Genomic DNA, 11,923 nt, shown 5'->3' on the forward strand with positions numbered 1-11,923 from the left:
CGGGTGCCGCGTGCACGCGCTCGATGCGGCGCGCGGCCGACACGGCCACCGCCGAGAACAGCACGCATGCGAACGCGAGCGCGAACCACGCGGGCTGCCAGCCGTGTACACCCTGCGCGAGCGTCGCCGGCACGAGCAGCGACGATGCGACGATGCCCCATCCGGTGCCGCCGTAGTAGAGGCCGAGCAGCAGGCCCGCGTCGCGCGGCGACGCCGACGCGAGCCGCGCGGCCAGCACGCCGCCGCTGATGAAGATCAGCGCGCTGCCGACGCCGGTCGCGAGCCGCTGCGCGAGCAGCGCGTGCATGCCGGACGTGAACCCGCACGCAGCCATCAGCAATGCGGTCAGCACGCACCCGGCCGCAAGCAGCGTGCCCGCGCGCCAGCGCCGCGACAGCAACGGAAACACGAGCGCACCGATCAGGTAGCCGGCCGCGTTCGCCGTGTTCAGCGCGCCGGCCTGCGCGAAGGTCCAGCCGAGATCGGCCTTCATCGGCGGCAGCAGCAGCGCATACGAAAAGCGCGCAAGGCCGAGCGCGATCGCGCTGCCGAGCGACAGGCCGATCGCGAGCCGCCACGCGGCCATGCGATCGGGGTCACGTTCGGGGGTATGGCGGGTCGCGCCGGTGTCCGGCTGCGACGGGCCGGCAGGCTCCGGTTGCGGCGCTGCGCGCATCGCGTGTCTCCTTTGTCGTTCGAAGCCGAGGGGGAGCGGCGCGACGGAACCGGCGTTTCGCACGCGCCGGTCCCGACTGTCCGTCGAGGCTTCCGATTCTGTCGACCGATCATACTTGAGCCGTCACGGCCAGGCACGCGCCGGCAGGCAGCACGCGCGGAACGACGGCAGCCGCTTGCCGGCGCTAGCGCGGCAATCCGGCCACGAAGGCCGTCAGCAATGCACGCCCCTCCGGCCACTGCGCCAATCCCGCTTCCGCATTCAGGTGGCCGCGCGGGCCGAGCCGCAGCGGCGTCGCGCCACGTTCGCTCGCCCATGCGATGCCGCGCCCGGACGGGTCGTACCCGTCGTCCGAACTGGCGATCGCCAGCACCGGCAAACCGCCGAAATCGCCGCCCGGCACGTTCGCGAACGCACGCGCCGCGGCCGGAAAACGCGGGCCGCCCGGATCGGGCACCGCAACGAGCCATGCGCCGCGCACGACACGCGCCGACGCCGCGCGCCAGTGCGCGAACAGCAGGCACCCCAGCGAATGGCAGATCAACACCGGCGGCGCCGCGGCTTGCGCGACGGCTTCATCCAGCGCCGCCATCCAGTCACGCAGGTCGGGGGCATCCCATGACGCAGGCGCCATGCGGATGGCGCCCGGAATCGCGGCCTCCCAGTGGCTCTGCCAATGATCCGGTCCCGAGTTGCCGATCCCCGGCACGATCACGATCGTTTGGTCCATCTCCATCTCCGTCTCCATGAACAGGCGAGCGCTCAGTCTGGTCCGCCGGAAACCGGCCGGGAATGGCAAGTCATCGGTTATTGAGACAATATGCCGATGAATTAACGGAGCGGGAGAACGGACATGTCGAATGGAGAGCTCGATCGCCTGGATCTTTCGATCCTCGAGGCACTACAGGAAAATGCGCGGATGCCGCTGTCCGAGGTGGGCCGGCGCATCGGGCTGTCGCAGCCTGCGACGTCGGAGCGCGTCAAGCGGCTGGAAGAACGCGGCATCATCGCCGGCTACGGCGCGCGCATCGACCCGGCGGCGCTGGGGTTGGGGATGATGGCCATCATCCGGCTGAAGACGACGCACGAACACATCAAGCCCGCGCTGCGCGCATTCGCCGAGATGCCGCACGTCATCGAGGTCCACCGGATGACCGGCGAGGATTGCTTCTTGCTGAAGGTACTCGTGCCGACACCGGGGCAACTGGAAACCATCATCGACGCGATTGCCCGTTTCGGCGCGGTTACGACGTCGCTGGTGCTCCGCTCCGAGCCGGTCAAACCGCTCGGCAAGGCGCTGCTCGGCTGACACGGCATCGGGCCGCCGCCACGCCCGCGCCACGATCGAGGCCATCGAATTCCCGATAAAAATTCGCCGAATGCAATGCATCGATTCCGATTCATTTCATTAAAAAAATGACCTGGAATCCGTCAGGCCATTTACCCGCGTTTTACCGCACGCGCCTCGTCAATCCCCGTTGTTTAGCACGCCGAGGCTAAAATTCTTGCAACGCATTGCATTCGTAAATTCGTCAGACTAATATCAACGCCACTCATCCGGCATTCACGAAATGCCTGATGAGGAGTGGCAAATTTTTAGCCGCGCTTTCATGTTGAAACACTCATGTTCACCACAGGAGAATTAACATGCAGGACACCCAGCAGATCGAATTGCTTGACTGGATGCAGGAAGACACGCACCCCGAGGCCATCGACATGATGGTCGAGGACGCCGTGGTGCCGTTCGGCACCGCGCTCTGGCCGGTCTGAGCGGGCCACCCGTTCTCGCGGAAGGGCCGCGGCCCTTCCGCCGCTTCCGGAGACACGCATGCTGAACCTGCACCGCGCACTCGGCTTCCACCCCGCGCTGCGCGACAAACTGGCGCGCGGCGAATCGGGAAAACTGCTGGTCGGCCACGACACCCGCAACCGCGACATCGCGTTGCGCGCATTTGCCGCCCTGCCCGATTCACTCGACGCCACGACCCTCTGCCTCGAAAGCACCCCGCCCGCCGATATCACCGCCGCACTCGATGAAGCCGACCTGTTCGTGCTGCTGTACGACTCGTCGTGCCTGCCGACACCGTCGCCGAGCGGGCCGCCGTTCCTCGCCGCGATCCGCCCGGCGATCGTCGAGCACTGGAGCAAGTCGGTGCTGTTCAAGGATTACGGCCCGCATCTCGACGAGGCGTTCGCCGAATCGCTCGACGACATCGCGGCACGCAACGGCCGGCTGATCGACGCGGCCGCGCGCGCATCGCAGATCCGCTTCATCGACGAAGCCGGGAACACGCTGACGGGCTCGCTCGCGCCGGACCAGAAATGGACGAGCGTGGACGGAATGGGCAACCTCGACGTCGTGCCCGGCGAGATCGCGACGCACGTGACCGATCTCAACGGCACGATCGTCTTCAGCGGCACGTTTCTCGGCACCGTGCCGTTCGCGATCAAGTACAAGGTGGCCGAGCGGCTCGCGACGCTGCAGGTCGAGAACAGCACGATCGTCGGTTTCGATACCGACGACACGGGCTTCCGGCGCGATTTCTCGGCCTATCTCGACCGGCATCCGAATCACCGGCGGATCGAGGAATTCGGCATCGGCACGAACCTCGGCATTCGCGGGCTATACGGCCGCAATGCGGGGTTCGAGGAACGTCATCCGGGCCTGCACCTCGGGCTCGGCGGCGGCGAAAACGGCAGCCACCATCTCGACCTGATCTTCGCGCGCGGCACGCTCGCGCTCGACGACCGGATCGTGTTCGACGGCGCGTTCGCCGTCTGATTCGCCAGTTGCGCGCTCAGGCTCCGGCGGCAGGTGTGTCGCCGAGCCACTTGAACATCACGAGGCAATCGACGAACCCGAGCCGCGCGTGACGATACGCACGCGGCAGCCGGCCGACGATTTCAAATCCCAGCTTCTGCCACAGCGCGACCGCCACCTCGTTCGTCGAGACGACCGAGTTGAACTGCATCGCGAGGAAACCGCGCTCGCGCGCAACCTGCTGCGAGTGCTCGCACATCAGGCGCGCGACGCCACGGCCGCGCGCGGCCTCGCTCACCATGTAGCCGCAATTGCACACGTGATTGCCGGGGCCGGCCGCGTTCGCCTTCAGGTAGTACGAGCCCAGTACCACGCCATCCTCCTCGGCGATCCACGTGCAGAGCGGCGCATCGAGCCATAACGCGCGCGCCGCTTCGGGTGTCGCATCGGGATCGAATGCATAGGTTTCCCGAGCAGCGACGATGGCGCGATAGGTCGGCCAGAAGCGCGGGAAATCGTCGTCGGTCATCGGGCGAATCGTGATCATGCGGGTTCTCTCTTGATTGGAATGCCGGCAGGACAGCCGGCGATCGTGGCGTGAGTCAGGAACGGCCGCCGGCCCGTTGCGCCGCGCTGCGATACGCGCCCGGCGGCACGCCGTACCAGCGCTTGAACGCCTGCGAGAAACTCGACAGGTCGCTGAAGCCGAGCCGCTCGGCCACTTCCGCGAGCGACAGGCGTGCGTCACCGAGCAGCGTCTCGGCCATCGCGCCGCGCGCCTGCGCGAGCAGCGCCCGGAACGTCGTGCCCTCCTCCTGCAGCCGGCGCTTGAGCGTACGCGGGCTCGTGTTCAGCAGCCGCGCCATGTCCTCGAGCGAGAACGGCGCGGGGCCGGGCGTCGCGCCCAGGTACTGGCGCACCATCTCCGACGTGCCCACCCGCGCGCGCCGCGCTTCGAGCAGCTGGCCGCACATCTGCTCGCACATCGACACCGTCAGCGGATTCGCGTGCGGCAGCGGCCGGTCGAGCAACGCGCGGTCGAACGCGAGGCTGTTCGCGCGCGCCGAAAAAACCGGTTCGACGCCGGCGATGCGCGGCACCGGCACGGACGGCGCGCGCGTCGCCTGCACCGTGAAGCGCGACAGCTCGAATGCGTCGCCGCCGATTTCCCGCAGCAATACGGCCGCCGCCGTCATGTCGCGCTCGACGAGGAACCGGCTCAGCGCGCCATCGAGTTCCGGCGCGCCGAAACTGAGCACGCACGTGCTGTCCTCTTCACGATACGTGATCACGGTGAACGCATAGGTGAGCGGCAGGAAGCGCATCGCCAGCGCGAGTGCGTCGCGCGCGGTCGCGCTCGCGATCAGCCCGTAGCCCCACACGCCGTACGCGGAGAAGTGGTAGCGCAGGCCGACCTCGAACCCGAGGCCCGGCGCCCGCCCGAGCGCGCGCAGCAGGTTGCCGGTCAGCCGCAGTTCCTGCGCGGCCGTCACCTCGACCTTCGGATCGTCGAGCTGAGCGTTGGCGAGCCCCGTGCCGGCCAGCAGCGTCGCGTGCGGCACGCCGCGTTCGTCGCCGAAATCGACCAGCAGCCGGGCGCTGGCCGGACTCCGGGTGAAGTCCCAGAAGCTCATGCGGAGAAACCCTCGAAGCGCCGATTTGGCCCAAATACTAAAACAATTGTCCCGAAGCAGCATTGGTGTTTTCCCATGCGGCCAGCACCATCGGCGTCATCCAGTCGTCGCCCGAACGACGCCAACGCCCCCGGAGGAGACACCATGCGACGCAGTCGCCCGACCGATCCCGCAGCCCGCTTCGCACGCCGGCGCGCCGTGCCTGCACGAACCCTTGCCCCTGCCCGGCCAAGCGCCGGCCGCCCGTGCGCGCTGCCGCACCCCGCCTGATCCATCGACCATCGGAGGACGAACCCATGAGCAGGACTTTCGACTACATCGTCGTCGGCGGCGGGTCGGGCGGCTGCGTCGTCGCCGGGCGGCTGACCGAGGACCCGGCCGTGACCGTCTGCGTGCTCGAGGCCGGCGGCCGCGGCGACGGCACGCTCGTCAACGTGCCGACCGGCGCGGTCGCGATGATGCCGACCCGCGTGAACAACTGGGCCTTCGACACGGTGCCGCAGCGCGGCCTCGGCGGGCGCATCGGCTACCAGCCGCGCGGCAAGGCGCTGGGCGGTTCGTCGGCCATCAACGCGATGGTCTATATCCGCGGCCATCGCATCGACTACGACGGCTGGGCCGCGCTCGGCAACGAAGGCTGGGCCTACGACGACGTGCTGCCGTACTTCCGCCTGAGCGAGCACAACGAGCGCTTCGACGATGCGTGGCACGGCCGCGACGGCCCGCTGTGGGTGAGCGACCTGCGCACCGGCAACCCGTTCCATGCGCGCTACCTGGAAGCGGCGCAACAGGCCGGCCTGCCGCTCACCGACGATTTCAACGGCGCGCAGCAGGAAGGCATCGGCATCTACCAGGTCACGCAGAAGCACGGCGAACGGTGGAGCGCGGCGCGCGCCTACCTCTTGCCGCACATCGGCCGCCGCGACAACCTGACGGTCGAGACCCACGCGCAGGTGCTGCGCATCCTGTTCGACGGCACGCGCGCGACCGGCGTCGAAGTCCGTCAGCACGGCGAGGTCCGCACACTGCGGGCCCGGCGTGAAGTCGTGCTCGCGGCCGGCGCGCTGCAAACGCCGCAACTGCTGATGCTGTCGGGCGTCGGCCCGGGCAGCGAGCTCCGGCAACGGGGCATCGCGGTGCACGCCGACCTGCCCGGCGTCGGCCGCAACCTGCAGGATCATCCGGATTTCATCTTCGGCTACCGCACGCGCAGCGTCGACACGATGGGCGTATCCGCGCGCGGCGGCATGCGCATGCTGCGCGAGCTCGCGCGCTTTCGCCGCGAGCGGCGCGGCATGCTGACGTCGAATTTCGCGGAAGGCGGCGGTTTCCTGAAGACCCGCGCGGACCTCGACGCACCGGACATCCAGCTGCACTTCGTCGTCGCGCTCGTCGACGATCACGCGCGCAAGCTGCACGCCGGCCACGGGCTGTCGTGCCACGTGTGCCTGCTGCGGCCGCGCAGCCGCGGCTCGGTCACGCTCGACAGCGCCGATCCGCTCGCGGCGCCGCGCATCGACCCCGCGTTCTTCGACGATCCGCGCGACCTCGACGACATGGTCGCGGGCTTCCGGCTCACGCGACGGCTGATGGAAGCGCCGGCGCTCGCCGGCTGGACCACGCGCGACCTGTTCACCGCGAACGTCGACACCGACGATGAAATCCGCGACGTGCTGCGGCGGCGCACCGACACCGTGTACCACCCGGTCGGCACGTGCCGGATGGGGCACGACGCGCTCGCCGTCGTCGATCCGCAGCTGCGCGTGCGCGGCCTGCAGGGGCTGCGCATCGTCGATGCGTCGGTCATGCCGACGCTCGTCGGCGGCAACACCAACGCACCGACGATCATGATCGCCGAGAAGGCCGTCGACCTGATCCGCGGCGTGTGCCGCACGCCCGCGCGGCCGCAGCGCGAAACCGTCAGGACAGCGACGGATACCGCTCCCGCTTCGCGCGCCGCGCACGAAGCCGTCCAGCCTGAGGAGACCCGCCATGTCGTCGCGTGACGCTGCCCACCTGACCGAATCCGCCGCACCGCTCGCGGCGATCATCATCGGCGCCGGCTTCGCCGGCATCGGCATGGCCATTGCGCTGCAACGTGCCGGCATCCACGATTTCGCGATCGTCGAACGCTCGCACGACGTCGGCGGCGTGTGGCGCGACAACAGCTACCCCGGCGCCGCGTGCGACGTTCCCTCGCACCTGTACTCGTTTTCGTTCGAGCCCAACCCGGCCTGGTCGCGCGTGTTCGCACCGCAGCCCGAAATCCATGCGTACCTCCAGCATTGCGCGCGCAAGTACGGCCTCGCGCGCTACCTGCGCTTCGGCGCCGACGTCGCGCATGCGCGTTACGACGAAGCCGCCGCGCTGTGGCGCGTCACGCTCGCCGACGGCACGACGCTCAGCGCCGCCGTGCTCGTCAGCGGCACCGGGCAGTTGAGCCGCCCCGCGATGCCCGACCTGCCCGGCATCGACACGTTCCGCGGCCGCGCATTCCACTCCGCGCACTGGGATCACGACTATGCGCTCGCCGGCAAGCGCGTGGCGGTGGTCGGCACCGGTGCGTCGGCGATCCAGTTCGTCCCCGCGATCGCCGGCGACGTGCAGCGCCTGACCGTATTCCAGCGTTCGCCGGCCTACGTGATGCCGCGCCCCGACCGCGCGTACCGCCCGTGGGAGAAGGCGCTGTTCCGCACGCTTCCGTGGGCGATGAAGCTGCATCGCGCATCGATCTACCTGCGCTACGAATCGCGCGCGATCGCGTTCACGCGCCTGCACCGGTTGATGAAGGTCGCGGTCGGCCGGCCGTTCCGCAAGCTGCTCGCGCGCGACGTGCCGGACGCCGCGTTGCGCGCACGGCTCACGCCCGACTACCCGATCGGCTGCAAGCGCATCCTGCTGTCGAGCGACTACCTGGCCGCGATGAGCCGCGACAACGTCGAACTCGTCACGCAGCGGATCCGGCGCGTGACGGAGCGCGGCATCGAGACTGTCGACGGCGTGCATCATCCGGTCGATGCCATCGTCTACGGCACGGGGTTCGCGGCGACCGAGTTCCTGTCGCCGATGCGCATCACGGGCCGCGACGGGCTCGACCTGAACGACGCATGGCGGCGCGGCGCGCAGGCGTATCTCGGGCTTACCGTGCCCGGTTTTCCGAACTTCTTCATGCTGTACGGCCCGAACACCAACCTCGGCCACAACTCGATCGTCTACATGCTCGAAAGCCAGATCGCGCACGTGATGCGCTGCCTGCACGCGATGCGGCGCAACGGCGCACGCGAGATCGACGTCGACGCGCGCCGCTACCGGCGCTTCAACGCGCATGTGCAGCAGCGGCTCGAAGGATCGGTGTGGAACAGTTGCAAGAGCTGGTATGTCGATGCATCGGGACACAACAGCACGAACTGGCCGGGCTTCACGCTGACCTACCGGTGGATCACCCGCTTCACCGGAATGTCCGCCTACCGCTTCACGCATCCGGCGCCCGAATCGGTTGCCCCGACACGCGACGTCGTAGTCGCACCGCCCGCCGGCCCGCTGGAGGCACTCACGGCCGCCTCGCTGCGCGGTTTCCTGCGCGTGGCGTTCCGGCCGCTGATCGGGCCGCCGTTCGGCGCACGCGTGCAACGCCGCGTCGTCGCGCTGCTGTCGCCGCTGATGCCCGGCACGGGCGGCACGCTGCGCTACCGTACGCACGCGCACCGCGTGCCGGTCGAAGTGGTCGCGCCGAAACGCGGCGACACGGGCGGCGCGATCCTCTATCTGCATGGCGGCGCATTCTGCCTCGGCGGGCCGCATACGCATCGCGGCGTGACGACGCGGCTCGCGAACGACGCCGGCCTGCCGGTGTGGGTGCCCGATTACCGGCTGGCCCCCGAGCATCCGGGCCCGGCCGCGCTCGACGATGCGCTGGCCGTCTATGACGCGATGCGCGCGCAGGGTCACGCTCCGCACCGGATCGCGATCGCGGGCGATTCGGCCGGCGGTGCACTGGCGCTGGCACTGGCCATCGCGCTGCGCGAGCGCGGCGAGCCGGCCGCCGCCGCGTTGCTGCTGATCTCGCCCGTGACCGATCCCGCCCTCGGCGGCGCGACGCTGGCTTCGCGCCGCCACGACGATCCGATGATCCGCCGCGGCTGGCTCGAGCAAGGGCTGCGCTGGTATCACGGCGCCGGATCGGCGGCGGCCCGCGGCCCGCTCGATACCGACCTGCGCGGTCTGCCGCCGATGCTCGTTCAGGCCGGCGACCAGGAAGTGCTGCTGTCGGACGCGCAGCGGCTGGCCAGTCACGCGCAGGCCTGCGGCGTGCCGTGCCGGCTGGAGATTCATGCGGCGCGCTGGCATGTGTTTCATCTGCAGTCGTTTTACCTGCGCTCGGCGCGGGACGCGTTGCGCACGCTGGCGGAGTTTGCGTCGGCACGCGTTGCCGCGACGGCATGACGATGCAACGGTAACGCACGAGGATTTTCCGGCGGGCGCCCCGCGCGACGCGCCCGCCGTCGGACTGTTCGCGCACTTGCCTCACGTCCCGCTCATGGCGCGTGCCCTCGGCACGCGCCATCGACACCGGCCATTCGGCCGAATCGCCACGCCAGGTGACGGATGAAAGAATGATCTTCGTCCGGGAAGCCGGTTTCGCTGCCTGCACTGCAACTGCCACGCATGCGGCGTCGTGTGTCGTCCCGACTCGCCAATGCGCGCACGCCCCTGCGCACACCACCCGGCAACTCGCACGACCGCCTCCTTTCTCATCCACCCTTTTTGTAGCTTATAAGTTACAATGCTCTCCAAGTTCGAACTTCTTCGCTACCAGCGCGACGATGGTCGCGAGCCCTTCACCGAATGGTTGAACGCCGTGCGCGACAAGCTTGCACAGGCCCGGATTCGCGAACGCCTGCGCCGCGTGCAGACGGGCAACTTCGGCGATTGCGAGCCTGTCGGCGAAGGCGTGATCGAACTGCGCGTCCACGTCGGCGCCGGCTATCGCGTGTATTTCGGGCGGTACGGCGGCGCACTGGTGCTGCTGCTGTCGGGCGGCGACAAAAGCAGCCAACCCGACGACATCAGGCGCGCCAAGGAACACTGGTCGAACTGGAAACGGAGGCAAACATGACCAAGCTCAAAGGTGCGGTATCGCACCACGACGCGGAAGTCGCCGAACTCGGCGCCGACCGCGAACTCGCAGTGGCCTATCTGCGCGTCGCGATGGAGTCGCTCGACGATCCCGACAACCGCGCGGCCGGCCTGCTCGCGCTGCGCACCGTCGCGGAAGCGTACGGCGGGCTCGGCGCGGTCGCGGCCGAAGCCGGCATCAGCCGCGAATCGCTGTACCGCACGCTGTCCCCCAACGGCAACCCGACGCTGAAAACGCTGCTCGCGGTGCTCAAGACCGTCGGCTTGCGCCTGTCCGTCGTCCCCGCGCAGCCGGCGCACGCGTAAGCGGCGCACGGCCCGCTCACGGCCTGACCATCCATACCAGCAGCATCTCGGCCGGCGCGGCCGTCGTCCCCGCCGGCGGATGCCCGATCGTCGGCTCGACCGCCAGCGCCTTCGCAATCGACGCCGCATCGTCGATCGTCGTCGAGCGCACGATCGTCATCAGCCGCGCCGGCCGATGCAGCGTCTCGCGATACAGCGCGCCGTACCACAGCGGCCGCATGCCGAGCGCGTCCTGCAACACGTACGGATAACGCCACAGCCGCAGCACGAGGCGGCTTTCCGGCTGGCCCGGATCGACGCGCACGAACACGCGGCGCGTGCTTTCGCCGTGCGTGTAACGCGGCAGCACCGGCAGCGCCTCGGCCGGCGCCTGCGGCAGCAGCCAGCGCAGCGCGGTGGCGGGCGACCACGGCGTCGCGCGCTGCCAGCCGGCCTGCGCGAGATGCCGGTCGAGCGTGTCCGATGTCGCGCTCCATTGCAGCGGCAGATACTCCTCGCGGTCGCCGCCGATCTCGGTGCGCCGCACCGGCACGCGCTGCCACCCGCCGCGCAGCCACTGGTCGACGGTCATCGCGACCACGTCGCCGACATGCGGGCGCGCCGCGCGGTCGAGCTGCCATTGCGCGGGAACCGTCCATACGCCGGCCGTCGCGAGCACCACGGTCACCGCGACGAGCGCGCCCCTCGGCTGCACATGCTCGCGCACGCGCCAGTACGCATGGGCGCCCGCCAGCAACGCGAACCAGGCCAGCCCGAGGCTCCAGCCGCCCAGCAGGCCCGACAGCCACGTGTCTCCGACATACAGCCGCGCGAAGCCGCCGAGCACGATCCACAGCACCACCGCGGTCACGACCGGAATCCGCCACGGCGCGGGCCGGTCACGCGTCAGCACCCAGCCGAGGCCACTGCTTGCGAGAATCGCGAACGCGGCTTCGGCATCGGGCAGCGGTACGTGCAGCGCGCCGGGCGGCAGGCTCGCGGGCGTCGCGCCGGGTACGCCCGCACCGAACGCCGGCACGAGCAAGACGGCGACGCCGACGGTCGCGAGCCACCACGCGGCGGTCAGCCAGCAGCGATGGATCATCAGCCAGACGAGAAACGCCGCCGCGACGATCAGCCCCGTATCGTGCCCGTGCAACACGGCAAGCGCGCGCATCACGGCGTCCACCGGCGGCGTGCGCAGGTTCTGCAGGAACGCGTACAGCGCGATGTCCGCGTGCGTCAGCGGATCGTTCGCGACGACATCCTGCACAAGGCCCGCGAACAGCCACACGCAGCCGACGAACAGCAGCGCGAGCGCGGGCACCGCGCCCGGCAGGCCGCGCACGTATGCGATCGCGCCGTGCAGCCGCGCGCCGACCCGCGGCCAGCGGTGCGCGCATGCGTGCCCCCCTTCGACGAGCGCACGAC

12 protein-coding genes are annotated in these 11,923 nt (G+C 69.5%); 7 read left to right on the forward strand and 5 right to left on the reverse strand.

The window, feature by feature from the left end; genetic code table 11:
• The coding region (locus DPV74_RS33150) for a YbfB/YjiJ family MFS transporter (protein WP_119338714.1) at positions 1 to 676 on the reverse strand (676 nt) is incomplete at its 3' end.
• Positions 677 to 860: 184 nt separating this feature from the next.
• On the reverse strand, positions 861 to 1,406 hold the full coding sequence (locus tag DPV74_RS33155; RefSeq protein WP_027790823.1) for an alpha/beta hydrolase: 546 nt from the start codon (positions 1,404 to 1,406) through the stop codon (positions 861 to 863).
• 123 nt (positions 1,407 to 1,529) lie between these two features.
• Between DPV74_RS33155 and DPV74_RS33160 the strand changes: the two genes are divergently transcribed.
• The 3 genes from DPV74_RS33160 (at position 1,530) to DPV74_RS33170 (ending at position 3,458) form a co-directional block, all read left to right on the forward strand.
• Positions 1,530 to 1,985, forward strand: coding sequence for an Lrp/AsnC family transcriptional regulator (locus DPV74_RS33160; RefSeq protein WP_027790822.1), 456 nt, complete (start codon positions 1,530 to 1,532; stop codon positions 1,983 to 1,985).
• Between the two features lie 338 nt (positions 1,986 to 2,323).
• Positions 2,324 to 2,446 (forward strand): hypothetical protein, encoded by a 123-nt coding sequence (locus DPV74_RS33165; RefSeq protein WP_021158412.1) that lies wholly within the window; start codon positions 2,324 to 2,326, stop codon positions 2,444 to 2,446.
• A 58-nt stretch (positions 2,447 to 2,504) separates the two neighbouring features.
• Positions 2,505 to 3,458 carry a leucyl aminopeptidase (aminopeptidase T) gene (locus DPV74_RS33170; protein ID WP_027790821.1) on the forward strand — a complete coding sequence of 318 codons (954 nt, stop codon included), beginning with the start codon at positions 2,505 to 2,507 and terminating at the stop codon, positions 3,456 to 3,458.
• 16 nt (positions 3,459 to 3,474) lie between these two features.
• On the opposite strand, the gene DPV74_RS33175 is transcribed toward DPV74_RS33170, so the two are convergent.
• Positions 3,475 to 3,984 (reverse strand): GNAT family N-acetyltransferase, encoded by a 510-nt coding sequence (locus tag DPV74_RS33175; protein WP_059693755.1) that lies wholly within the window; start codon positions 3,982 to 3,984, stop codon positions 3,475 to 3,477.
• A gap of 55 nt (positions 3,985 to 4,039) precedes the next feature.
• Complete coding sequence (locus DPV74_RS33180) at positions 4,040 to 5,071, reverse strand: AraC family transcriptional regulator (RefSeq protein ID WP_060086383.1); 1,032 nt, start codon at positions 5,069 to 5,071, stop codon at positions 4,040 to 4,042.
• Between the two features lie 296 nt (positions 5,072 to 5,367).
• On the opposite strand from DPV74_RS33180, the gene DPV74_RS33185 reads away from it, so the two are divergent.
• From DPV74_RS33185 to DPV74_RS33200, 4 genes are all read left to right on the forward strand, one after another.
• Complete coding sequence (locus tag DPV74_RS33185) at positions 5,368 to 7,077, forward strand: GMC family oxidoreductase (RefSeq protein ID WP_119338715.1); 1,710 nt, start codon at positions 5,368 to 5,370, stop codon at positions 7,075 to 7,077.
• Positions 7,064 to 9,514, forward strand: coding sequence for an alpha/beta hydrolase fold domain-containing protein (locus DPV74_RS33190; RefSeq protein ID WP_119338716.1), 2,451 nt, complete (start codon positions 7,064 to 7,066; stop codon positions 9,512 to 9,514). The genes DPV74_RS33185 and DPV74_RS33190 overlap by 14 nt, the downstream gene beginning before the upstream one ends.
• Before the next feature lie 340 nt (positions 9,515 to 9,854).
• Positions 9,855 to 10,187, forward strand: a complete 333-nt coding sequence (locus DPV74_RS33195; RefSeq protein ID WP_048020341.1) for a type II toxin-antitoxin system RelE/ParE family toxin — start codon at positions 9,855 to 9,857, stop codon at positions 10,185 to 10,187.
• Positions 10,184 to 10,513 (forward strand): DNA-binding protein, encoded by a 330-nt coding sequence (locus DPV74_RS33200; protein WP_011356110.1) that lies wholly within the window; start codon positions 10,184 to 10,186, stop codon positions 10,511 to 10,513. The genes DPV74_RS33195 and DPV74_RS33200 overlap by 4 nt, the downstream gene beginning before the upstream one ends.
• A 16-nt stretch (positions 10,514 to 10,529) precedes the next feature.
• Here the strand turns inward: DPV74_RS33200 and DPV74_RS33205 are convergent.
• The coding region (locus tag DPV74_RS33205; protein WP_240440056.1) for an LssY C-terminal domain-containing protein at positions 10,530 to 11,923 on the reverse strand (1,394 nt) is incomplete at its 5' end.

Origin of the sequence: Burkholderia sp. HAN2018, from assembly GCF_024704855.1 — a bacterium.
GTDB classification, from domain to species: domain Bacteria; phylum Pseudomonadota; class Gammaproteobacteria; order Burkholderiales; family Burkholderiaceae; genus Burkholderia; species Burkholderia cepacia.